Source organism: Rhizobium sp. K33 (assembly GCF_056501445.1).
In genome coordinates this window covers 796878-818429 of sequence record NZ_CP096478.1, presented here as the reverse complement: position 1 = coordinate 818429, position 21552 = coordinate 796878, and the positions used below count along the sequence as shown (strand labels likewise).

Annotated in this window: 24 protein-coding genes; 5 read left to right on the top strand and 19 right to left on the bottom strand. The window is 64.0% G+C overall.

Annotation, left to right across the window (positions count from 1 at the left end):
* Positions 1-5: 5 nt before the first annotated feature.
* Both M1E12_RS04045 and M1E12_RS04040 read right to left on the bottom strand, forming a co-directional pair.
* Positions 6-581 carry an HK97 family phage prohead protease gene (locus tag M1E12_RS04045; RefSeq protein ID WP_479563824.1) on the bottom strand — a complete coding sequence of 192 codons (576 nt, stop codon included), beginning with the start codon at positions 579-581 and terminating at the stop codon, positions 6-8.
* A gap of 263 nt (positions 582-844) precedes the next feature.
* Positions 845-1162 (bottom strand): DUF6107 family protein, encoded by a 318-nt coding sequence (locus tag M1E12_RS04040; protein WP_136538590.1) that lies wholly within the window; start codon positions 1160-1162, stop codon positions 845-847.
* Positions 1163-1461: 299 nt separating this feature from the next.
* Here M1E12_RS04040 and M1E12_RS04035 point away from each other — a divergent pair, with 299 nt between their 5' ends.
* A complete protein-coding gene (locus M1E12_RS04035; protein WP_479563823.1) occupies positions 1462-2331 on the top strand; it encodes a phosphatase PAP2 family protein in 870 nt (289 codons plus the stop codon).
* Between the two features lie 324 nt (positions 2332-2655).
* Here the strand turns inward: M1E12_RS04035 and M1E12_RS04030 are convergent, their stop codons facing one another.
* The gene (locus tag M1E12_RS04030) at positions 2656-3828 is read right to left on the bottom strand and encodes a phage portal protein (protein ID WP_479563822.1); all 1173 of its coding nucleotides are present in this window, start codon (positions 3826-3828) and stop codon (positions 2656-2658) included.
* A 95-nt stretch (positions 3829-3923) separates the two neighbouring features.
* Positions 3924-4544, bottom strand: coding sequence for a TetR/AcrR family transcriptional regulator (locus tag M1E12_RS04025; protein WP_479563821.1), 621 nt, complete (start codon positions 4542-4544; stop codon positions 3924-3926).
* Positions 4545-4688: 144 nt separating this feature from the next.
* Between M1E12_RS04025 and M1E12_RS04020 the strand changes: the two genes are divergently transcribed.
* Positions 4689-5663 (top strand): alpha/beta hydrolase family protein, encoded by a 975-nt coding sequence (locus M1E12_RS04020; protein ID WP_479563820.1) that lies wholly within the window; start codon positions 4689-4691, stop codon positions 5661-5663.
* A gap of 129 nt (positions 5664-5792) precedes the next feature.
* Positions 5793-5906, top strand: coding sequence for an LPXTG cell wall anchor domain-containing protein (locus M1E12_RS04015; protein WP_479563819.1), 114 nt, complete (start codon positions 5793-5795; stop codon positions 5904-5906).
* A gap of 4 nt (positions 5907-5910) precedes the next feature.
* Here the strand turns inward: M1E12_RS04015 and M1E12_RS04010 are convergent, their stop codons facing one another.
* Together M1E12_RS04010 and M1E12_RS04005 are read right to left on the bottom strand one after the other, a co-directional pair.
* Positions 5911-6216, bottom strand: coding sequence for a Dabb family protein (locus tag M1E12_RS04010; protein WP_479563818.1), 306 nt, complete (start codon positions 6214-6216; stop codon positions 5911-5913).
* Between the two features lie 71 nt (positions 6217-6287).
* On the bottom strand, positions 6288-6908 hold the full coding sequence (locus tag M1E12_RS04005; protein ID WP_479563817.1) for a glycoside hydrolase family 19 protein: 621 nt from the start codon (positions 6906-6908) through the stop codon (positions 6288-6290).
* Between the two features lie 209 nt (positions 6909-7117).
* On the opposite strand from M1E12_RS04005, the gene M1E12_RS04000 reads away from it, so the two are divergent.
* Positions 7118-7249, top strand: a complete 132-nt coding sequence (locus tag M1E12_RS04000; RefSeq protein WP_281281684.1) for a hypothetical protein — start codon at positions 7118-7120, stop codon at positions 7247-7249.
* Between the two features lie 324 nt (positions 7250-7573).
* Here M1E12_RS04000 and M1E12_RS03995 read toward each other — a convergent pair whose 3' ends face one another.
* The 13 genes from M1E12_RS03995 to M1E12_RS03935 all read right to left on the bottom strand — a co-directional run bounded on the left by M1E12_RS03995 (position 7574) and on the right by M1E12_RS03935 (position 18741).
* Positions 7574-8887, bottom strand: a complete 1314-nt coding sequence (locus M1E12_RS03995; RefSeq protein ID WP_479564825.1) for a DNA-packaging protein — start codon at positions 8885-8887, stop codon at positions 7574-7576.
* 813 nt (positions 8888-9700) lie between these two features.
* Entirely contained in the window at positions 9701-10183 is a 483-nt protein-coding gene (locus tag M1E12_RS03990; RefSeq protein WP_479563816.1) for a hypothetical protein, read from the bottom strand.
* 176 nt (positions 10184-10359) lie between these two features.
* A complete protein-coding gene (locus tag M1E12_RS03985) occupies positions 10360-10863 on the bottom strand; it encodes a hypothetical protein (RefSeq protein WP_479563815.1) in 504 nt (167 codons plus the stop codon).
* Positions 10864-10988: 125 nt separating this feature from the next.
* The gene (locus M1E12_RS03980) at positions 10989-12119 is read right to left on the bottom strand and encodes a GGDEF domain-containing protein (RefSeq protein ID WP_479563814.1); all 1131 of its coding nucleotides are present in this window, start codon (positions 12117-12119) and stop codon (positions 10989-10991) included.
* A gap of 244 nt (positions 12120-12363) precedes the next feature.
* Entirely contained in the window at positions 12364-12714 is a 351-nt protein-coding gene (locus M1E12_RS03975; protein WP_136538578.1) for a carboxymuconolactone decarboxylase family protein, read from the bottom strand.
* Between the two features lie 252 nt (positions 12715-12966).
* Positions 12967-13170: a heavy-metal-associated domain-containing protein gene (locus M1E12_RS03970; protein WP_210309806.1), complete on the bottom strand. Its 204-nt coding sequence runs from the start codon at positions 13168-13170 to the stop codon at positions 12967-12969.
* A gap of 78 nt (positions 13171-13248) precedes the next feature.
* Positions 13249-13692: a Cu(I)-responsive transcriptional regulator gene (gene cueR, locus M1E12_RS03965; protein WP_479564824.1), complete on the bottom strand. Its 444-nt coding sequence runs from the start codon at positions 13690-13692 to the stop codon at positions 13249-13251.
* Positions 13693-14131: 439 nt separating this feature from the next.
* Entirely contained in the window at positions 14132-16825 is a 2694-nt protein-coding gene (locus M1E12_RS03960) for a heavy metal translocating P-type ATPase (RefSeq protein ID WP_479563813.1), read from the bottom strand.
* Positions 16826-16909: 84 nt separating this feature from the next.
* The gene (locus tag M1E12_RS03955; protein WP_479563812.1) at positions 16910-17194 is read right to left on the bottom strand and encodes a type II toxin-antitoxin system RelE/ParE family toxin; all 285 of its coding nucleotides are present in this window, start codon (positions 17192-17194) and stop codon (positions 16910-16912) included.
* Positions 17191-17490, bottom strand: coding sequence for a type II toxin-antitoxin system RelB/DinJ family antitoxin (locus tag M1E12_RS03950; protein WP_479563811.1), 300 nt, complete (start codon positions 17488-17490; stop codon positions 17191-17193). Before M1E12_RS03950 ends, M1E12_RS03955 begins: the two co-directional genes overlap by 4 nt.
* A 132-nt stretch (positions 17491-17622) precedes the next feature.
* Positions 17623-17946 (bottom strand): type II toxin-antitoxin system RelE/ParE family toxin, encoded by a 324-nt coding sequence (locus M1E12_RS03945; protein WP_479563810.1) that lies wholly within the window; start codon positions 17944-17946, stop codon positions 17623-17625.
* The gene (locus M1E12_RS03940) at positions 17943-18221 is read right to left on the bottom strand and encodes a ribbon-helix-helix protein, CopG family (RefSeq protein WP_310237257.1); all 279 of its coding nucleotides are present in this window, start codon (positions 18219-18221) and stop codon (positions 17943-17945) included. The genes M1E12_RS03945 and M1E12_RS03940 overlap by 4 nt, the downstream gene beginning before the upstream one ends.
* A 55-nt stretch (positions 18222-18276) precedes the next feature.
* Positions 18277-18741 carry a YcgN family cysteine cluster protein gene (locus M1E12_RS03935; RefSeq protein WP_113462164.1) on the bottom strand — a complete coding sequence of 155 codons (465 nt, stop codon included), beginning with the start codon at positions 18739-18741 and terminating at the stop codon, positions 18277-18279.
* A gap of 314 nt (positions 18742-19055) precedes the next feature.
* Here M1E12_RS03935 and M1E12_RS03930 point away from each other — a divergent pair, with 314 nt between their 5' ends.
* Positions 19056-21275 carry a transglycosylase domain-containing protein gene (locus tag M1E12_RS03930; protein WP_479564823.1) on the top strand — a complete coding sequence of 740 codons (2220 nt, stop codon included), beginning with the start codon at positions 19056-19058 and terminating at the stop codon, positions 21273-21275.
* Positions 21276-21552 lie beyond the last annotated feature (277 nt).

The following is a 21552-nucleotide window of genomic DNA, read 5'->3' as shown; positions in this document are numbered from 1 at the left end:
GTCGCTCATCCTTTCGTGAAGTGATTTTTTGCCATCGCGCGAGCCGCCCGGCGCATCAGCCGAACGAGCTCGGTTTCCCTGTCGCGGTAAAACCGCCTGTGCTTGACGTTGGAGACCCTCGCCGTCGGCAGCATGGGAAAGGTCACCACCGAGATCTCCCAAAGATCGGCCTCCAGGATGCGCCGCACCCCGGTCTTGCGGTCGCTCCTCGTCTTGACCGCCCGAAAGCCGATCGAGAGACCATCGAGCGCACCCGCCTTCATCAGCGCATGCACCTCGCGGGCCCGGGCCACATCGGTGGCAAGCTTGCCCTCGACATAAAGCCCCCGCTCATCCTCGCGGATATCAGTCCAGCGGCCGATCACCTCGGCCGGATCATGCTGGTAGAGCATGCGCACGCCGCCTGCCCCGCGCTTTGCAAGCGAGGCTGCAAAGGCGCCCGGCTCGATCGCATCACGGCCGAGATCCACCTCGCCGAACAGGCTCGCATAGCCCGAAAACCGCCCGTCGCCTGCCACGCCCTTCAGCGTCAGCCCGGCATAACAAAACCGCGGCCTACCCTCCGTTTCCAAAGCCTGCATGGGCCCGTCTCCTCGTGATGTTGATTGTGCTGGCACCCACCTCCCCCTTGAGGGGGGAGGTCGCCGCAACGCGGCGGGTGGGGGTGATCCCGTTTGGAAGAAAGATGCCCCTGGGATTGCCCCTCATCCCCCTGCCGGGACCTTCTCCCCGTGAACGGGGAGAAGGAGGCAAGACGCCGGCCCCGATGCCCTTCTCCCCGCCTGCGGGGAGAAGGTGGCGGCAGCCGGATGAGGGGCTGTTCTCCATACGGAAGCCGCCCATGTCATCGCACCTTCTCCCCCGCCCGGCCGGTCAGCCGCACCAGAAGACCCAGCCCCCACCAGGCGGTGAAGGAGGCAAGCGTGGCGCCTGCCAGCATCACCTCCGAAGGCGACAGCCGACCCTCCAGACCAAGCCGCGTCGCGCCCCAGACACCCGTCGGGCCGCCAAAGATCAGCCCGCAGGCGACCCCGGTCAGGAAGCGCACCGCCGCCTCGCGGCGATGCTTGGGAAGCAGGTAGACCAGCGAAATCGCGGAGCCCGCGACAGCACCGATCAGACGTGCGGAAGTCACTCCGCCGTCATGGCCGAGATCAGTCATTTGTTCATCTTTCGCGGTTAGCTTCTGGATCGGCGCCGGCCGGTACGATCCCGCCCGAAAAGGCTGCGGCCGGCGTCTCTTTTCCCATCGTCCGTCGTCTGCGAGGCCCTGCCCGCGTCACCCGATTGTCGAGTCGCTTGAATCGCTTGGCGCCGGGCCTTCACAGACCGATTCAGCCCCTTCAAGCAGAACTGGAAGTGGCCGGTCGTCCCGCCCTTTGCCACAAAACCACAATGCAATCGTCATACGGCTTTCATCCTGCCGGGCGATCAAAGGCATGGGTTCAAGGACATCGGGGGATGGTCATGGTCTATGTCACGCAGGATGTGCGCGCGCCGCGCGGCACCTTCCAGGAAAAACCGCTTCTCATCGCGCTGCTCGTCACGCTGACCTTGTCGGCAATCTTCGTCACCTTCCCGCAGATCGACATCGCTGTCAGCCGGTTGTTCTATGTCGAAGGCCGTGGCTTTCCGGCGAGCAAGACGACCGCGCTCAACACCTTCCGCGCCTTCGGCCAGTATTTCCCGCTGACGCTCACCATCGTGCTCGTCTTCGGCCTGGTGCTGAAACTCATCTATCCCTCGCGGCCGTCGCTTTTCCCGCCACGCTTCACGCTCTATTTCGCCAGCCTCTTCCTGCTTGGCCCCGCGCTTCTGGTAAACGGCATCTTCAAGCCGATCTTCGACCGTCCGCGCCCGCGCAGCACCACTGAATTCGGCGGTGACGATCTCTTCGTGCATGCCTGGGCCTTCGGCGGCGATTTCTTCGACGACCGTTCCTTCGTCTCCGGCGAGGCCGCCGTCGTCGTCTGCCTCATCCCGCTCGCCTTCTTTGTGCCTGTTGTTTGGCGCCGCTGCGTCTTCGTGCTGCTCAGCCTGTTCGCCGCCTTGACCGCCCTCAACCGCATTGCTTTCGGCGCGCATTTCCTCTCCGACGTGCTGATCGCCGCCGGCCTCATGGCCATGCTGTCCATCGCGCTCGCCTATGTCTTCTACGGCCGCAAGGGTGCTCAAGCCTGCGACATCAAGCTCGAAGCCGAGATGACCGCGCTCGGCCACCGCCTGCATGCCCTGCGTCGTACCGTGATCGCTATGATCAGCCGCCGGCTTTCTGTCGCGCCACTGTTGCTCTCGCCGGCGCCGTCAACGGGCGAAAACGACAAGGGCTGAAGGATCTAAACTCGTTAAGCAGCAATAGGCGCAGTGCTGTGCGGCCCGCTCCCTCTCCCCCCATGGTGGGGGAGAAAGCGAAATCGAAGGCTTAGGCGAGCGCAAGCCGCCTAAACTTCAGATTTTGTTGGTGAGGGGATCCGTTCAGTTGCCACTGCGCCCGTGACACCCCACCCTTCCGTCCAGCAGAGTGGCGCGCGCGCCCCAACCCAGGTGCCATCTTCACCGGTCCCCTCACCAACAAAATCTGAAGTTTAGCCCTGATCGCTCTCAAGCCCTCGATTTTGTAACCTCTCCCACAGGGGGGGAGAGGTAAAGAGCCCCTCAATACCCAACCGCCTCCCGCTTTTCCTCGTCCGTCAAGAACGCCGCCGCCCCGACCCGCGTCCAGAGCGCATCCCGCTCCGTCGCCAACCCCGCCACCGTATCAAGATCCGGCACCAGGCGCAGCGCCTCGCCGGTCAGATCGCCCAGGAACACCGAAAGCGACGCCCCGGTGCGCGTCACCAGCGGCAGCACGGTCAGCCGATAGAAGGCGCGGTTCGCCTCCTGGTAATTGGCATAGGTGTTGTCGCCGGGAATGCCGAGCAGCATGGGCGGCACGCCGAAGGCGAGCGCAATGTCGCGCGCTGCCCCATTCTTAGCCTCGACGAAATCCATGTCCTTGGGCGACAGCCCCATCGACTTCCAGTCGAGCCCGCCCTCGAGCAAAAGCGGCCGCCCCGCCCGCATCGGGCCGGAATAGCCCTCGTCGAGCTCGGTCTTCAGCCGCTGATACTGGTCGGCGGAGAGATTGCCGCCCTCCTTCGGCTGATAGACCAGCGCGCCGGAAGGTCTTGCCGAATTGTCCAAGAGCGCCTTGTTCCAGCGCCCTGCCGCATTGTGCAGATCGAGCGCCACTTGCGCTGCCGCGAGCGGCGCGAACCCCTCGTGGTCGTCGAGCGGGTGAAAGAGTTTGAGATGCAAGAGCCTGTCGAGCGCAATCCGCCTGGCCCTGGTGCCGGCGCGATAGTCATAGGCCGACGGCCAGCCATCGGCGCCTGTCACCACGCTCACCCGATCCGGCCGCAGCAGATGCAGCTCCGCCGCCCGCTCCGAACCGCGCCCACCGGCCGCCACTGCCTCCACATAGGCATTGCCCGAAAGCAGCAGCTGCCCGTAGAGCGTTTCCAGAAAATCCGCCCCCGTCATCGCTCCGTTCGGCCTGGCGAGAAGCGTCAGCGCCGGATGCTCCGGCCGCTCCGTCTCCCGCTGATAAGCAAGGAAGGCGATACTCGCGGCCGCCTCCGACACCAGCCGCACGCAGCGATGCGCCACCGGGTTCTTCATGAAGCCCTCGCGCGCCAGCGCCGCATAGGATCTGCCCGTCCACCGCGCCTCGCCCTCCCCCGCAATCAGCGCCAGCGCCGTCCCGGGGCGGGGAGTGAGCGCCTTCTCCTCAGGCATGGCGGTTCGATCCCGGGCTTCAGCCCAGGGCAGACGGAAGGGAAGTTTCATGGGGATGTCCTCGACAGGAAAAGAAACGGATCAGACGACCTTCAGAGGTCGGCCCGGGCCTCGTCTGCGCACATTCTCAGTTTCATCTGGCTGCTTCAGCCAGCCATGTCCTTGCCAGCGCCAGACCGTAAACCGTCGATCAGAAGCTCGACCATCACGGGCGTCTCCCCGTCCGGGGCCGCAGTCTTGATCGAGGCCAGGTTGCCGATGGCGCGCAGCAGTTCATACGGCTCGATTCCGGGCCGAACCACACCCGCCTCAACGGCGGCGTCCAGAAGCCGTGTCAGTGCCGGCTCGAAATTCTGACGGAAATAGTCGGGCAGACCCTGAAAGGCCGGATCGCCGGAATGCAGAGCCTGGGCCAGCCCGCGCTTCGTCGCAATGAACTTCGTATAGCGGCGCAGCCACAGGGTGAGCGCCTCGCCGGCTGGGTGGTTTTCGGCCAGCGCGGCCGCCTCCGCCGTGCAAGTGTCGACCTCGCGCTTGAACACCGCGATCACCAGATCCGCGCGGCTCGGGAAGCGGCGATAGAGCGTGCCGACGCCGACGCCGGCGCGGCTTGCAATCTCGCGCGCCGGAGCATCGACGCCGCTTTCCGAAAAGATCGCCTTGGCCGCCTCCAGCAGCGCATCCTCGTTGCGCCGCGCATCGGCGCGCACCCGCGGCAGAACCGCCTGCTGTTCGCCTTCCTCGTGGTTTTCGGCCTCATCACTCATGCGCATTCTCCTGCCGCACGCCAAAAATTCGCGCAGCCCTTGCTAAACGGAACGCTGTTCCGTATATCCATCCAGCATTCGGAACGTCGTTCCGATTAATCCCTAGCCCGATCGCACGCTTAAATCCAGCCCCGGAGGCTTCCCATGAACGATCTCGTCGCCAAGGCCCGCGCCATTTCCACGCCCGCGCCGCAAACCACCCTCACCATCAACCCGATCACCCTGCCCGCGCCAGACCGCGGCCGCCCCCTGGAGCTGCGCGTCACCGCCCCCATGAGCGGAAACGATCTCCCGATCATCCTGCTCTCGCATGGACACGGCCCCTCGCTCTATATCCCTTCGAAGGATGGCTATGGCCCGCTCGTCGATTTCTACGCCGCTCATGGCTTCGTCGTCATCCAGCCGACCCATGCCAATTCCAAGGTCGCGGGCCTTGGCCAGACTGCGCCCGGCTACCCCTTCTTCTGGCAGTCGCGGCTCGACGACATGAGGTTGATCCTCGACAGTTTAGCCGCCATCGAAGAAGTATCGCCCATCCTCGCTGGCCGGCTCGATCATGACCGCATCGCGGCGATCGGCCATTCCCTCGGCGGCCAGACCGTCGGCATGCTGCTCGGCGCCGGCCTAACCGACACCGCCGACCCGGCCGTGACCCGTGTTCGCCGCCCGGAACCGCGCATCAAGGCCGGCGTGCTTCTCGCCGCCCCCGGCCTCGGCGGCGACAGCCTCAGCGATCACGCCCGCCAGAACTACACCACGCTCAACCCGGATTTCTCGACGCTCACGACCCGCACCCTGGTTGTTGCCGGTGATGCCGACGACAATCCGCATCTGACACCCCGCGGCGCTGACTGGCATGTCGATCCCTATCGCCACGCCCCGGGCGCCGAAGCGCTGCTGACCCTCTTCAGAGGCAAACACGGCCTCGGCGGCATCGCCGGTTACGACGCCAGGGAAACCGACGACGAAGATCCCGAACGCCTGGCCGTCACCCAACGCATGACCCTTGCCTGGCTGAGAACCGCGCTTGCCATCGACGCGGCCAGCTGGCCGGAAGCAATGGCGGCCCTTGAGGCCCATGCTTCGGATCTCGGTGAGGTCGCGCTGAAGCAAGCTTAAGAGTGGTGGTCCCGCTGCGGTTCATCTCGCGTGCCGCAGCGGGACCGTTTGTCAGCAGACGGTTCCCGTGCAAAACTGCGCCGCGCACTTACCGGCATGAACATTTCTCGCGGATCTTGAGGAAGCGTCATGATGGACATCACCGCCACCAACGGTTTCTTCAACCAGGCCGGCCTGTTCCTGCTCGGCGTCTCGATCCTCGCCGGACTTTACCTGCTGCTGCGTCGACGCCAGAGCCGCTGAGGCCTCACACCCGCCCTCGCACCGCATCCTCCACCACATAATCCGCCGCAAACCGCTCCTCGCGCAGCGGCTTCACCCGGCGGATGCTCTCCTCATAGAGCGGATGCGCCTTGTAGGCGGCAAGGGCTCTCTCATCCTCGAATTCGCCGTAAACCACGAGGTCGATGCTGCGGTGAAAGCCGTCGGTCTTCACATTGGTGCCAATCTCCAGCCGCGCAGCACTCGGGATCTCCGTCAGGATCGACAGCCCCGCCCGGACAGCCTCGAGATTCTCCGGCTTCACGGTGAAGAAGACGATGTGGCGGATCATGGGGCACCTTCAAGAGCTGTTGCAGCGCACCAGCCGATAGCACCGCCGGCGCCACCGCTCAATGCGCCCGCTCACACCACCAGCCCGGCGCGGATGGCCGCGTCGAAGCTCCTCGCCGTGACAGCGATCTTCTTTGCCCGATCGGTGCCGTTGACGATTTTTCGCGCGCCTGTCCAATCGGCTTTTATGCCCGAAAAGTAATCGGAGAGCTTTGCGCCCGAAAACAGCCCCTCGGTCATGCCGACCACCAGAATGGTTGCGGAGACGTCCAACCTCAGCGCCAGATCCGGCTCGGCCACGAGGTCGAGCCCGGTCACCCGGCTCATCTTGGCGTAATTCTCGCGATGGGTGATCTGCACCAGGCCGCGCCCATAATAGCTCTGCCCCTTGGCATCCCGCCGCCAATAGGGTGTCTTCACCGTCGGCAGCTTGCCACCGCGCCAGGCCCGCTCCAGCCGGTTCACGGCCTCCTCGTCGGTCGCAGCCAGCGTCTCGCGCACCGCCTGCATGGTGCCGGCCGTCTCGTGATGTGCGGTTGCCAGCATATAGGCCAGCCAGCGCGGATCGGCCCAGCCGCGGGCGCAAAAGCGCGTCAGCACCGCCTCGATCCCCTCCACCTGCCCCTGGGTCAACCGCCCGCCGAAGACGGCATGGCGCAGCCCCGCGAAGACGATTCGCCGGTCGATCCGCATGATCAGATCCTCGTTTGGAGACGGTGGCCGCCCTTGGCCGCCAGGCACTGGAGAGCTTCCAGGAAAAAAAGTTGAAAACTAAAACGATTGAAGAAATTTCAATCGTTTAGAGCGCGTTCCGTTCACATTTACAAAGCTTTAACAGTGTGGAACTTTCCGCCCACGCAGACGTTCTGGAAGCCGACACTTCCAGCATGAGGAGGGAAGACATGCAGACGACGACCACCACTTCGCCCAAGACCGCCGCCCCGGCCACGATCCCGGCCCATGTCCTGCAGCGCCTCGAAAACGAATGGCGCCAGGTCCGCCAGCCATCCCAGCCGACCCCGTCGGTCAAGTAAACCGATCCACCGCATCGCATGATCAACCGGCGCCTGAGAGGGCGCCGGTTTTTGTTTGCTGGCCAATGCCCCTCATCCGCCCTTCGGGCACCTTCTCCCCGCAAGCGGGGAGAAGGAGGCGCAGCCGGCGGCCGGATCCGCCTTCTCCCCGTTCACGGGGAGAAGGTCCCGGCAGGGGGATGAGGGGCGAAGGCCGCATGCTCTTTCGCCCCTCACCCTGAGGAGCCCTCGCTCTGCGAGGGACTCGAAGGGTCGAGGCCAACCTCACGCGGGCCGGATGCTTCGAGGTCCGCACTGCGTGCGAACACCTCAGCATGAGGGGTCTCACACCCCCCGGATCCTTGGCTCGCCGCCGCCCTCCAGCATCAGCGCCGTCAGCGCCCAGACCAGCGCATCGAGCCGGTCCGGCGAGCGCCCGTTCGTGAGCCCCTCCGGCCCGAAATCACACATCTGGTCCTCCAGCTCGACAAACCGCCCCGCATGCAGAACGCGCCCCTGCTCGTACAAGGCCGCGACCGGCTCGGCGCGTAAAAACTTGCCGCGTGTCGCCCGGACCGTCGTCACCGGCAGCCGCGCCTCGATGCCTTCCAGCACCGCGCGCACCATGTCGCCGCCCTGATTGACCTCGGCCACCACCCGGTCGGCCTCGAACCGCCTGTAGGCGGAAACCACCGCCCGGGCCCAGCCGGCCGGGGCCATTCCCTCAACCGAACAATCCGCCAGAACCACCGCCTGGCCATTCTCCTTCAGCCCGGCAACGACGATGCCGCAGCAGGCGCTCACCCCACCCGCCGGCGGATCGACCGCCACGACGATGCGCCGCAAGGGTTCGGCCAGCTTCACCACGATCTCATCGAGCCGCGCGCGCTTCCACAAAGCGCCCGGCCGGTCCTCGATCAGCTCGCCGTCGAGCTCCTGCCGCCCGAGCCTTGTCCCGCCATAGCGGGCGGCGAGCGCGTCCAGAAACCCCGGCGCCAGATGCGCCGCGTTGGCCGCCGTTGCCATCCGCGTCAGCCGCGTCGCCTCATCCGCCATCAGCCGCTTCAACAGCGGCACCGGCCTTGGCGTCGTCGTCACCACCTGGCGCGGATCCTCGCCCAGACGCAGTGCAAACTGCAGCATGTCGAAGGTCTCCTCGGCGTGCTTCCATTTCGCCAGCTCGTCGCACCAGGCGAGATGAAACTGCGGCCCGCGCAGGCTTTCCGGATCCTCGGACGAAAAGATCTGCGCGATCGCCCCGTTCGGCCAGACCAGCCGCCGCCGCGAAATCTCCACTTCCGGCCGCATGCGCCGTGCAATCCGCGAAAGCCCCGAGGCCCCGTCGATCATCACCTCGCGCGCATCGCCGAGCGTCTCCGCCACCAGCGCAATGCGCAGATCCGTCCTTTTGCCCGCCGCCAGCACCTGCGCCTGCACCCATTCCGCACCGGCCCGCGTCTTGCCCGATCCGCGCCCGCCGAGGATCAGCCAGCTTCGCCAGTCTCCCTCCGGCGGCCATTGCTCGGGCCGCGCCAGAAGCTTCCAGTCGCGGGCGAGAAAGGCGAGATCGGCGGGGGTGAGCGTTGCGAGGTCGAGCGGTCCATCTGGGCGGACGGCGACCCCTGCCCCATCCCCAACCGCCCCTGCCGCCATCCTCATATCCCGCGCCCGATGCCGTCTCTCAGCATCCGGAGCATCAAGCCCCGCCGCCGCCCAGGTTTCGGGCGCGATCGTCGTGGAAACAGTCTCGAAAGCGGCCGTAGTCCTCCTGCCATTCCCGGCCAGCGCCTCGGCTTCCACCGCCGTCTCGCCGATCACCACGGCCGCAGCCCGTTCCGTCTCGGCCACCCGATCCCTCATCCGCCGCCCAGGGATTTCGGCGTCATCGGCAGTCTCCTTGGGCGGTCATGCAAAACAACGTAAGGTCTCACTCCGCCCTCATGCTGAGGTGCCAGCGCGAACGGGCCTGTAAGCATCCGTTTGGTCCGGTGCCTGTGTAACCGATCCCCTCACCAACAAAATCTGAGGTTTAGCCCTGATCGGGCTAAGCCCTCGATTTTGTAACCTCTCCCACAAGGGGAGAGGGGACGATGCCGCCAGCCCCGCGCTCCCTCTCCCCCCATTGTGGGGGAGAAAGCGAAATCGAAGGCTTAGGCGAGCGCAAGCCGCCTAAACTTCAGATTTCGCAAGTGAGGGGATCCGTTCAGTTGGCAATCCATCAACAAAATCTAGCGAGAAACGATCAACTCAGATTCCCCCTCATCGCATCTATCCCCGGAAGCCCATGCCACAAAGGGGACAGGGGACGATGCAGGGGACGATGCCCTAACCGCGGATTCCACCTCCCCCTTGAGGGGGGAGGTCGCCGCGAAGCGGCGGGTGGGGGTGACCCGGGCTGCGAGTCCTTCCCCTCAAACAGGGGCAAATCTGCCCCCAACACCCCACCCCGGAGCTGCGCTCCGACCCTCCCCCTCAAGGGGATGGTGGCGGCCCCCTTCCCTCGGCCAATCCGGAAACCTCCGCCAGGCGCACGGCCACCGCCGCCTCCAGCCGTCCGGCCAGTTCCGCCTCGACCCGCGCCGCAATCAGGGCCTCGACCTCGCCGCGCAAGACCTCCGGATCGCGCGTCTCCATCAGCCGCTCTTCGGCGTCCAGGCGGTCGCGCTCCAGCTGGCGCAAGAGTGCATCGATCTTTTCCAGCGTGCGCACGATCAGCGCAATCGCATCGGTTGCCGCCTTGATGTCAGCGCGTGCCAGTTTCGCCAGCCCCTCGTCGGCCCCGTCGATCAGGCTCTCGGCACCGGCCCGCAAGCGGCGAAACAGGTCGAACTGGGCGCGCATCTCGGCGGTGAATTCCTGCAGCAACCGCTCCAGATCGCCAGCACCGGCCGCCTTCACCTCGATCACATCAGGCAGCGCCTCGTCCAGATCCCCCTGTCGATCCTCGCCCAGCATGCCGCCCTCCGAAACGAAAGAAGGGCCCGCACAGCGGACCCTCTCCAAACCTTCACCGGAAGCACCTCAGCCCTTGCGGCCACAGCTTTCCGATCATGTCAAAACCCTAGCGAATGACCGTCGCGGTGTCAAGGATTATTTTCCTATCTTAATTCTTCAACTAGAGAATTTCGTTGCTATGCCTTTTCGCCGAGCAAACGTTGAGTGAGGCTTTGCCCTTGCTTTGCAAGGTCTTTGACATCTGTTCCAGCCTTAACCAGCGCAGTCCCCAATATGCGCATATGGCCGATGAAGTGTTGCCTTTTGTCCGCGGTAGTGTCGATTTTAAGGAAAACGAATGAAGCATCGGCAGGGTCGAATTCGGTGAGAACGCCATGTGCAACGTAATGTCTAGTTCGTGCTAGTTCCTCAGCCTTTTCAACCAAATAGAGTATCTCAGGTTTGAACTCTGATAGGCTTTGCAGCTCCTCGCAGCATCTTTTCAAGAATGCAGTTTTTGTCGAAAACTGCTTGGGCAGTTTTGTTGAGACAGCGTCGCCACCATGATCGTGGAACGCAATGGCGACTATCGCATCGATGGTGTTTTCGAGGAACGTCCAACTTACGATAATCATACCTACGCACGAGAACAAATGCGGCATAATCTCCTCGGGCACTGGGCGCACATCAACTTGTGTCAATTTGAACCACTCGTCCCTTCAAAATCCAGACGCTTTGCCCTTGGAATGTACCCGACATCACTGACACAGTTTCGCCGATTATTGAAAAGTACGTAAAGAGGTATTTGCGAGGCCACCCAAAGACCTCACCCCGCCTTCGACCTGTTCCGCCCAGCACTCTTCGCCTCATACAGCGCGAGATCCGCCCGGGTCACCAGATCGCGCGCCTCCCGCACGCCGCCCTCGCCCGTGGCGGCGTAGCCGGCGGAGACGGTGACATGGGTCAGGCCGTCGTTACGGGCGGGATGGGGGATGGCGAGATCGCGGATGCTGCGCACCAGCCGGTCGGCGATGAAGGGGCCGCCGGCGGCGGCTTCGCTTCCGAACAGAAGCGTGAATTCCTCGCCGCCGTAGCGGGCGGCAAAGCCGTCATGGCGGGCGGCGAAGGTCGAGAGGGCTTCGGCGATCCGGCGCAGGCAATCGTCGCCCGCAACATGGCCGAAACGGTCGTTGAAGGCCTTGAAGTGGTCGACATCGACCATCATCAGCAGAACCTCGCCGTCCCTCTCCAGCCAGGCATGCAGCGTCTCATCGAGATGCCGGCGGTTGGGGATGCCGGTCAGCATGTCGGTCAGCGTCAGGTCGCGCAGCGCGTCGCCCCGGCGTTCGGCCCGGTCGGCGCGGTTTTGCGCATCATAACGGGCGAGATAGGTGAGACAGCGCTGTCTCTCGACATGCCAGTTGCCGTAGAGCGTGAAGAAGAGGCCGGTCACCACCTGCACGGTCAGGGGAAAGACGAGGTTCGGGTCGAAATCCGGCTTGTAGTGGATCACCCAGAGGGCGGCGAGAGAGGTGACGCTGGTGAAGATCAGCGCAAGGCGAAAACGCAATACAAGCAACATGTTGCCGAAGAGAAGCACGAGCGGCAGCTCGCCCAGCGTATAGCTCGCATAGGCCGATTGCGAGATGTAGAGGAGGTAGAGCGGCAGCAGACTTGCGACGAACATGCCGCCGAGCAAAAGCAGTTCGCGCAAGGCCGGCGGCACGCGCGGCACGAGATAGAAGATCGCCAGCGAGCCCGGTACCAGCACGAGCAGGCGCATCGCCACCGTGAAGGGCTGGATATCCGCCATCAGGTGCAGGCTGGTCAGATTGTAGATATTGTAGACGATCAGGCCGACGATGATGGCATGGCGCAAATGCCGGACGCGCTCGGCGCCGAAATCCCGCTCCTCGGCGCGCTCCACCTCGGGCGGCATGCGCAACAGCCAGTTCATCCGGCCCCTTGCCCCCGAGGGTCCGGCGCCCACATCCGCGTTACTCAATTCCTGTCATTCCCTGTCCGGCCGCCCCCACAGCAGCTTTAGGGAACAATCATCGGTCAGGCTTACAAATATTTCGCTAATTTAGGTCGCGCAAATGCGCATAGTCAGCACATTTTAAGGGGCAAATCGCAGGGCCGGCGGCGCCGACCGGAGGCCCCGGGGGCGGGCGTCAGGGCAGCACCGCTCTATGTCCTTGTCAGGCGTCCGGCCCGCCGAACTGCTCCCAGGCTGCCATGGCATGGCCGGCATACATCAACGAGGGGCCACCGCCCATATAGACGGCAAGCCCGAGCGTCTCCTCGAATTCCGCCTTGGTGGTTCCGAGCTTGATCAGGGCTTCGGTGTGAAACCCGATGCAGCCGTCGCAGCGGGTGGAGATGGCAATGCCGAGCGCCACCAGTTCCTTCACCTTCTTCGACAACGCGCCGTCCTTGGTCGCCGCCCCCGCCATGGCGGAGAAACCCTGCATCACGTCCGGAATGTCCTTGCGCAGGATCTTGATTCCGCTTGAGATTTCCTTGGTGATGGCGATGTAGTCCTTGCTCACGGCTCTGCCTCCAAAAAATATATACGATACTTCATATATATTGAGGCTCGCGGGGATTGCAAGGCTGGCAGAGGCAGTAGGCCGTAGGCAGTAGGCAGTAGGCAGTAGGCAGTAGGCAGTAGGCAGTAGGCAGTAGGCAGAGAGATTGGAATGGTTCCGGAGGCACGTGGCAACCCCGCGCAGTGCTTGGATTCTGCTGCGGACCAACCCTACTCCCTACTGGCTATTGGCTATTGGCTACTGCCTACTCCCTCACACTTCCCGCACCGGCGTGTACCCCGCCTCGCGGATCGCCTGTTCGGCGAGAGCCGCATCGCCCTCGACGAAGGCCTTGCGGGCGGCGAGATCGATGGTGACCGCCTTGCCCGGCAGAACCTCGGCAAGCGCCTTGACCACGGTCTTTTCGCAATGGCCGCAGGTCATGTCCTCGATCTTGAAAACCGTCTGTCCGATCATGGTGTTATCCTTCCGTATTGCCGGCGGCCGTCAGCCGCAGCTTCGGCTTCCTTTCTGCACCTTCCCACGGGGGCAAGGTCAATCCCCGCAACAGCCTCCACCGGCCTCTTTCGCGGCGGTCTTTTGCCGCAGCGGCCGGCCTTCGAGATCGGCCAGGATCGGGCAGTTCGGCCTGTCGTCGCCGTGGCAGCGCTCGGCAAGATGGGAGAGCGTGTCGCGCATCGCCTGCATCTCGGCGATCTTGCGGTCGAGCTCCTCGACATGGGACAACGCCAGCGCCTTCACCTCGGCGCTCGCCCGTGCCTTGTCGTCCCAGAGTTTCAAAAGCCGCTCGGTTTCCTCGAGCGAGAAGCCGAGGCTTCGCGCCCGCCGCACGAAGCGCAGCCGGTTGACGCTGTCGGCATCATAAAACCGATAATTCGAAGCCGTGCGCCCCGCCGGCGCAATCAGCCCGATCTCCTCGTAATAGCGGATCATCTTCGCCGACACGCCCGAGGCGGACGAGGCTTCCCCGATGTTCATCGTCATGTCGTTTCTCCTATCGTCGCCTCTCCCCTTGTGGGAGAGGTTACAAAATCGAGGGCTTAGCCCGATCAGGGCTAAACCTCAGATTTTGTTGGTGAGGGGATCGGATATGTCCGCACCTTACCCCTCTGTTGCGAGACAGTCTCCGCCTTGGGGGCGAAAGCAAAATCGAGTGAGGGTGTGCGTTCCGGCATGCCCGCAACACCTGTCCCCTCACCAACAAAATCTGAAGTTTAGGCGGCTTGCGCTCGCCTAAAGCTTCGATTTTGTATCCTCTCCCACAAGGGGAGAGGCGGAAACACCGGGCTCCGCGCACTCCACCCACCCCTTGAGGGGGAGGGTCGGAGCGAAGCTCCGGGGTGGGGTGAACAGGCGGCGCAGACCAACATAACCCCACCCGCGCGTTCCGCGCGACCTCCCCCACAAGGGGAGGTCATTAACCCGTCACCTTCGCCGTCCGCAGCCTGAGCGCATTGGTCAACACAAACACGCTCGACAGCCCCATCGCAGCCGCCCCCAGCATCGGCGAGAAGGTCAGCCCAAAGAACGGATAGAGCAGCCCCGCCGCCACCGGGATCAGCGCGACATTGTAGCCGAAGGCCCAGAAGAGGTTCTGGCGGATATTGCCGATGACACGGTCCGAGAGTTCGATGGCATGCAGTGCGCCCATCAGGTCGCCGCCGACCAGCACCACATCGGCGCTCTCGATCGCCACATCCGTGCCGGTGCCGATCGCGATCCCGGCGTCTGCCGTGGCCAGCGCCGGCGCATCATTGATGCCGTCGCCGACAAAGGCAACCGTCTCACCTTTCGCCTGCAGCGCCTTGATCGCGCTCACCTTTCCCTCGGGCAGCACTTCCGCCACCACGGCATCGATGCCGGCATTCTTCGCCACAGCCTCGGCCGTGCGCCTGTTGTCGCCGGTCACCATCATCAGCTTCAGCCCGCGGGTTTTGAGCGCCGCGATGGCCGCCGCACTCGTCTCCTTGATCGGATCCGCCACCGCAATCGCGGCTGCCAGTTTGCCATCAATGGCCACGTAAAGCGGGCTTGCCCCTTCATCGGCAAGACGGGTCACGGCAGCGGTGAGGTTGGAGAAAGACAAGTCCCCCTCTGCCCTGCCGGGCATCTCCCCCACAAGGGGGGAGAGACCGTGTGGCCGAGCGTCGGCGGAGAAAGCCCCTCCCCCCAGTGGGGAGGGGTTGGGGAGGGGTTCTTGCATGACGCCAAGTTTTACCATGAACCGATCCGCACCAGCGGCCACCCGCCTGCCATCCACCATGCCGGTCACGCCAAAGCCTGCCACCGCCTCGACCTGATCCACCGACGCCAACGTGATGCCCCGCGCCTCGGCCGCCCGCACGATCGCATCCGCCAGCGGATGCTCCGAGCGCGCCTCGAGGCTTGCGGTCAGACGCAGCACCTCCGCCTCGTCGAAACCTTTAGCGGTCACGATCTCCGTCACGTCCGGACGGCCGGCGGTGATCGTGCCGGTCTTGTCCATCACCACCCAGTCGATCTGGCTCAGGCTCTGCAGGGCCTCGCCCTTGCGGAAGAGCACGCCGAGTTCGGCCGCCCTTCCCGTGCCGACCATGATCGAGGTCGGCGTGGCCAGCCCCATGGCGCAGGGGCAGGCGATGATCAAAACGGCGACCGCCGCCACCAGGCCATGGGTATAGGCCGGCTCCGGCCCGAAGATCAGCCAGACCAGGAAGGTGAAGACGGCGACGCCGATGACCGCGGGCACAAACCAGGCGGTCACCTCATCCACGAGCTTCTGGATCGGCAGCTTCGCCCCTTGTGCCTCCTGCACCATGCGAATGATGCGTGAGAGCATCATGTCTGACCCAACACCGGTCGCCTCGAAGCGGAAGGAGCCGGAGCCGTTGACCGTGCCGCCGATGACGGTGGCGCCAACGCCCTTTTCAACCGGGATCGGCTCGCCCGAGATCATCGCCTCGTCGACGGCACTCGCCCCATCGATCACCCGGCCATCGACCGGAATGCGCTCGCCCGGACGCACCACGACGACATCGCCGAGCTTTACCTCGGAGAGCGGCACGTCGCGCGTCTGCCCGTCGCGCTCGACGCGCGCGGTCTTCGCCTGCAGGCCCGCAAGCTTGCGGATCGCCGCTCCCGTCCGGCCCTTGGCCCGGGCTTCGAGCAGCCGTCCGAGCAGGATCAGCGAGACGATGACGGTCGCAGCTTCGTAATAGACATGGCGCGCGGTCTCCGGCAGCAGACCGGGTGCAAAGGTCGTCACGACGGAATAGAGATAGGCGGCACCGGTGCCGATCGCGACCAGCGCGTTCATGTCGGGCGCGAGCCGCACGAGTGCCGGGATGCCCTTCAGATAGAAGCGCCTTCCGGGACCAGCCAGCACCGCAGTCGCCAGTGCAAACTGCAGATAATACAGCGTGTTGCCAGGGAAAACCTGCATCAGTTGATGATGCAGCGGCGGATAGAGATGCCCGCCCATTTCCATCACGAAGAGCGGCAGGGTCAGCACCAGCGCGACGAGGAAATCCCGCTTCAGAGCCGAGATCTCTTTCTCGCGCCGGATCTCGCGACCATCGACAGCCTGGCCTGCGGAGGACGTCGAATGCGTAGACGTCACGTCATCGGCTCCGGCATGGCCACCGCCCCCCTGCCCGCTCGCCTGCGCACCGCCGTCACCACCGGACAGCCTGACGGCATAACCCGCCTTGGCCACGGCTGCGGCAAGTGCCGGCAGGGCCGAGACCCCGCCCAGCACCTTCACCACCGCCTCGCCGGTCGCCAGATTGACGCTGGCCGTCTCGACCGCCGGCACCGTCTTCAGCGCCTTTTCGACCCGCGAAACACAGGAGGCGCAGGTCATGTCCTCGACCTCGAGCACCAGCGTCTCGGCCCTCGCCTCATAACCGGCCTTGTCGATCGCTTCGAGCAAGGCCTCGGCGGAGAAGCCCGCACCCGGCGTCACCGACAGCGTCTCGGTCGCGAAATTCACAGCACTCTCTTCCACGCCCGGCACGGCGGCCACGGCCTTTTCGACCCGGCGCACACAGGAGGCGCAGGTCATGCCCTCGACGGGCAGAAGGATCGGTTCCAATGTCTTCTTGGCCCCATCAGGCCTGGACTGCATGTTCATAGCGGTCACCTCCGCCATGATACATGGACCTTCCCATCATGGGAGGGTCAAGGGGTGGCGTGAGGATTTCTTGGAAGGACGCGACTAAAGCGCGTCCGGCCAGACCTGCGCCCCGTGCAGGATACGCAGAACGCGAATGCGATCTGGAAGGACGGCATAGGCGGCAATGTAGGGCGTTCCGGTGATCACCAGTTCCCGCGTCCCCGTTACCCGCCCAGTGCGTCCGCTCTCGGGAAACTGGAAAAGTTGACGGATACCCAGCTCAATTTTCGTGTCGATGCGAACGGCAGCGGCCGGATTTTCTTGCTCGATGAAGTCGAAGATCGCCAAACGGTCAGCAGTTGCCAGTGCTGACCAGGTAAGCCTCACCGCCCCGTCTCCTTGGCGACGGCTGCCGCTCTGCGTTGCGCAAAGATCTCCGCCACAGCATTATCCTCGACATCGTCGCGCGCATCCTCCAGCGCCTCTCGCACCTTGGCGCGAAACCAGGCATCGTGAACGGCAGGGTCCGACAGGAGCTCGATCGGCAAAGCGCCTTCATTGGCGGTGCGGGTCAGCAAAATGCGCACGGCATCCGACACGGTCAGCCCCATGCCCTCCAGCACGGCGGCCGCTCGGTCGCGGATTTCGGGATCGATACGTGTCTGGACAAGGGCGTTGGTCATGGCGGTCTCCTGACGCCACTGTACTTCAGTTGAATGACGACAACAATCACTCGCAAAACGCCCTCCCCTCGAGGGGGAGGGTCGGAGCGCAGCTCCGGGGTGGGGTGACCATATGGGCGGCGGCAATCCGCATCACAGATCGCCGCCTTGATCTTCATTCTGCGATGGGAGCTCGACTTGCCGACCACCGTAGTAAATCCCGATGATGGTGACGATGTTATCGGTGACATCGAAGAGGATTGTCACACGTCGGCGGAAACCGATGGTCCGCAGTCCCGCTCGCAAATCGTCTCGGATTGTTCCACGCAAAGGATAGGTCCGGAGCCGCCCACAGAAATCGAGAATCGCTTCGACATAGTCAGTTGCGCGGCGAGCGGATGATGCCTCGGCAATGTATTCTTCAAGCGCTTGCAGTTGATCCAGGGCTTCGGGGGTGAAGCGCGGATCGTGGCTCAACGCGGGGAACGCTCCGCGCGCCGCTCGCTCAGCCGTGCCTGCACCTCCTGCAAGCTCAGCGCTCTGTCCGGATCAGCCTTGAGGCGATCATAGGCTTCAACGCCAGCGGTCTTCAGCCAGTCCTCGAGCGACATCCTATCTCGCGCGGCATGCTCCAGATCTTCGATCTGCGCTGCAATCGCCTCTTCAACAAGCGCGGCCTTGCTCTGGCCGGTCGTACGCGCAAGGGCATCCAAACGGTCTTCCAGGTCTTGGGGCAGCGAAATGGCGAGCATCGCGACAATCTCCTTGAACCGCAGAATAGCATCAACGCAGCCCCCTCGCGAGCCCCTACCCCCGTTCCGCGCCCACCTTCAGCGGCCAGTCGACGACGTAGTCCTCAAGGTCTTCGACATCCAACCCCTCTTCCGAGATCGTGCGGCCGCGGGCCGAGACGCCGGCTTCGTGGACGGTTTCGGGGTCGCCGGAGACCAGATGGTGCCACCAGTAGAGGTCGTGTCCCTCGTCGATCAGGCGATAGCCGCAGGTCGGCGGCAGCCATTTGATTTCGCGCAGGCCCTGAAGCGTCAGCTGGATGCAGTCGGGCACGGTCTGCTGGCGGTTCTCGTAGTCGGAGCAGCGACAGCTGTCGCCGTCGAGCAGCTTGCAGGCGACCGAGGTGAAGACCACCTCGCCGGTGTCCCAGTCCTCGAGCTTGTTGAGACAACAGAGGCCGCAGCCATCGCAGAGGCTTTCCCACTCCGCATTGCTCATCTCGGCGAGCGTCTTGGTTTTCCAGAAGGGTTGGTCGGTCATGGTCTCGTTCAACTGGCTCTTGCTGTGCAAGGCATCGCGGTCATCGGCGCCTGGCTGATGGTCGACAGCCTCGTCCGGTGCAGGGGTGCAACGCTCATCGGCAAAAGCACGCATCCGCCGCGGCCGGGTTCACCATGGTCAGCGAAAGCGCTTGTCCTTTGTCGGCAAATCGCCCATCACTTCGAGGACGACGGCCTGCTTTACGGTTCCTCCGGGTCCTGATCCTTATCGGCGGGCGCGTCAAGGGCGCAGACAACAAGTTTTCGGGAAAAGCCACGGTGGCCGACAAGGACAAGCCTGACGATCTGGAGCCGATGGAGCGTGTGGACGCTGCCGGTGCGGACGATCGACTGGCCTCCGGCCCGACCGAAGGCAGGCCCGGGAAACCGCCACGACTGAAGCGCCACATCTTTCTGAAGATCGACAGCTGGCTCGATTCCACCCTGTGGAATGCCGGCTACGAACTCACCGAGGCCTGGGAAGAGATCACCATCTTCTTCCGCCGCTTTCGGGTGCGCCGATTGAAGAAGCTCGGCTTCGAGCTTGCCGGCGAGGCGATGACGCTTGGCACCGCCGGTTCCGTGGTGCTTCTGGCGCTTGCCCAACCGGCCTTCGAGGAAACGAAGAAAGACTGGCGCAACCACGACAATTTCGCCGTCACCTTCCTCGACCGTTACGGCAACACGATCGGTCATCGCGGCATCATTCACGAGAATTCCGTACCGGTGGACGAGCTGCCCGACCATCTGGTGAAGGCGGTGCTGGCGACCGAAGACCGGCGCTTCTTCGAGCATTTCGGCATCGACTTCATGGGCCTCGCCCGCGCCATGACCGAAAACGCCAAGGCCGGCACCGTGGTGCAGGGCGGCTCGACGCTGACGCAGCAGCTGGCGAAAAACCTCTTCCTCACCAATGAACGCTCGATCGAGCGCAAGATCAAGGAAGCCTATCTGGCCCTCTGGCTCGAGGCGAACCTCTCGAAGAAAGAGATCCTCTCGCTCTATCTCGACCGCGCCTATATGGGCGGCGGCACCTTCGGGGCGGCAGCGGCTTCGCAATTTTATTTCGGCAAGAACATCACCGAGGTGACGCTGGCGGAAGCGGCGATGCTGGCCGGCCTCTTCAAGGCGCCGGCGAAATATGCCCCGCATGTGAACCTGCCGGCGGCGCGTGCGCGCGCCAATGACGTCTTGACCAACATGGTGCAGAGCGGGTTGATGACCGAGGGTCAGGTCGTGGCGGCACGGCGCAACCCGGCTTCCGTCATCGATCGCGACGAGAAGGATGCACCCGACTTCTTCCTCGACTGGGCATTCGAGGAAGTGCAGAGGATCGCCGCCAAGTTCAAGGATCACACGCTCGTCGTGCGCACGACCATCGATCTCGGCCTGCAGCAGGCGGCGGAGGAAGCGGTCGCCTCGTCGCTGCGCGAATATGGCGAGAGCTACAATGTGCGCCAGGGCGCGCTTGTCATGATCGAGAATGGCGGCGCCGTGCGCGCCATGGTCGGCGGGCGCGACTATGGCGAAAGCCAGTTCAACCGCGCAACGCGGGCGCTGCGTCAGCCGGGTTCGTCCTTCAAGATGTACACCTATGCGCTCGCCATGGAAAACGGCTACACGCCGCAGACCGTGGTGACCGACGGTCCCGTCTCCTGGGGCAATTGGAGCCCGCAGAATTACGGCCGCAGCTATGCCGGCCGGGTGACCATGGAAACGGCGCTGGCGAAATCGATCAACACGGTTCCCGTGCGTCTTGCCAAGGAAAAGTTCGGCATCGACGCGATCATCCAGACCACCAAGGCCATGGGTGTGGAGACGCCGATCAAAAAGGATGTGACCATCCCGCTGGGTACCGCCGAAGTGACCGTCATGGACCAGGCGACCGCCTATGCCGTCTTGCCGGCCGGCGGCAAGGCCTCGCGCCGGCATGGCATTGCCCAGATCAGCAATTATGCCGGCGACGTGCTCTATGATTTCGAGCGCGATGCCCCGGCACCGGCCCAGATCCTGACCGAGCAGGCCGCGATCTACATGAACGAGATGATGACCAAGATCCCCTATATCGGCACGGCGCGGCGCGCCGCCGTCGACGGGGTCTTGACCGGCGGCAAGACCGGCACGACCCAGGCCTATCGCGACGCCTGGTTCGTTGGTTACACCGGCAACTACACGGCCGCCGTCTGGTTCGGCAATGACGACTATACCTCGACCAACAACATGACCGGCGGCTCGCTGCCGGCGATGACCTTCAAGAAGCTGATGGATTATGCCCACCAGGGCATCGACCTGAAGCCGATCTTCGGCATCGACCAGCCCATGCCGGAGCGGGAAGAAAAGCCTCAGGTCGCGGATGCCGCCAATCCGGATGCACTACCGCCGATGTTACGCCCGCGCTCGCTCTCGGCGCAGTCGACTCGGTTGATCCGCGATCTCGCCGCGCGCCTGAAGGCCGCGCAGGCGCTTGCAACGCCCGCCACCGGCACGGCCCAGGCGGCCATCGAGCCGGAAACGACCGGCGCAACCACACGTTAAGACAATTGCAGGTTTACGGCGCGGTTACGATGCCGTCTTTCCCGCGCGACATCCGCCGGCCTGATTCGGCCAAACTGCAGTCTGTCTACGATCGATCCCACGACCTGCCGGCCGATACCATCCTGAATTGAAACAGGGTTGTGCATGGAGCACCAATCTGCCTTAATCGCATTGACTCTTCCTTTACCATAGCCTCTTTGTTCATCCCTGATTTCTCGTATTGGGACACAAGCTTCACCCCAAATTAAGGGGGCCTGCCCTAGCTTCCTCTCGTTTT

Coding starts and splice junctions, on each gene's coding strand:
- M1E12_RS03960 (WP_479563813.1), bottom strand. CDS start 16,825: ATGAACATGCAGTCCAGGCCTGATGGGGCCAAGAAGACATTGGAACCG.
- M1E12_RS04005 (WP_479563817.1), bottom strand. CDS start 6,908: ATGCGGATCGACCGGCGAATCGTCTTCGCGGGGCTGCGCCATGCCGTC.
- M1E12_RS03970 (WP_210309806.1), bottom strand. CDS start 13,170: ATGATCGGACAGACGGTTTTCAAGATCGAGGACATGACCTGCGGCCAT.
- M1E12_RS04000 (WP_281281684.1), top strand. CDS start 7,118: ATGCAGACGACGACCACCACTTCGCCCAAGACCGCCGCCCCGGCCACG.
- M1E12_RS04045 (WP_479563824.1), bottom strand. CDS start 581: ATGCAGGCTTTGGAAACGGAGGGTAGGCCGCGGTTTTGTTATGCCGGG.
- M1E12_RS04010 (WP_479563818.1), bottom strand. CDS start 6,216: ATGATCCGCCACATCGTCTTCTTCACCGTGAAGCCGGAGAATCTCGAG.
- M1E12_RS04040 (WP_136538590.1), bottom strand. CDS start 1,162: ATGACTGATCTCGGCCATGACGGCGGAGTGACTTCCGCACGTCTGATC.
- M1E12_RS03995 (WP_479564825.1), bottom strand. CDS start 8,887: ATGAGGATGGCGGCAGGGGCGGTTGGGGATGGGGCAGGGGTCGCCGTC.
- M1E12_RS03930 (WP_479564823.1), top strand. CDS start 19,056: ATGGAGCGTGTGGACGCTGCCGGTGCGGACGATCGACTGGCCTCCGGC.
- M1E12_RS04015 (WP_479563819.1), top strand. CDS start 5,793: ATGATGGACATCACCGCCACCAACGGTTTCTTCAACCAGGCCGGCCTG.
- M1E12_RS03990 (WP_479563816.1), bottom strand. CDS start 10,183: ATGCTGGGCGAGGATCGACAGGGGGATCTGGACGAGGCGCTGCCTGAT.
- M1E12_RS04035 (WP_479563823.1), top strand. CDS start 1,462: ATGGTCATGGTCTATGTCACGCAGGATGTGCGCGCGCCGCGCGGCACC.
- M1E12_RS03980 (WP_479563814.1), bottom strand. CDS start 12,119: ATGAACTGGCTGTTGCGCATGCCGCCCGAGGTGGAGCGCGCCGAGGAG.
- M1E12_RS03940 (WP_310237257.1), bottom strand. CDS start 18,221: ATGCTCGCCATTTCGCTGCCCCAAGACCTGGAAGACCGTTTGGATGCC.
- M1E12_RS04020 (WP_479563820.1), top strand. CDS start 4,689: ATGAACGATCTCGTCGCCAAGGCCCGCGCCATTTCCACGCCCGCGCCG.
- cueR (WP_479564824.1), bottom strand. CDS start 13,692: ATGAACATCGGGGAAGCCTCGTCCGCCTCGGGCGTGTCGGCGAAGATG.
- M1E12_RS04030 (WP_479563822.1), bottom strand. CDS start 3,828: ATGAAACTTCCCTTCCGTCTGCCCTGGGCTGAAGCCCGGGATCGAACC.
- M1E12_RS03950 (WP_479563811.1), bottom strand. CDS start 17,490: ATGACCAACGCCCTTGTCCAGACACGTATCGATCCCGAAATCCGCGAC.
- M1E12_RS04025 (WP_479563821.1), bottom strand. CDS start 4,544: ATGAGTGATGAGGCCGAAAACCACGAGGAAGGCGAACAGCAGGCGGTT.
- M1E12_RS03935 (WP_113462164.1), bottom strand. CDS start 18,741: ATGACCGACCAACCCTTCTGGAAAACCAAGACGCTCGCCGAGATGAGC.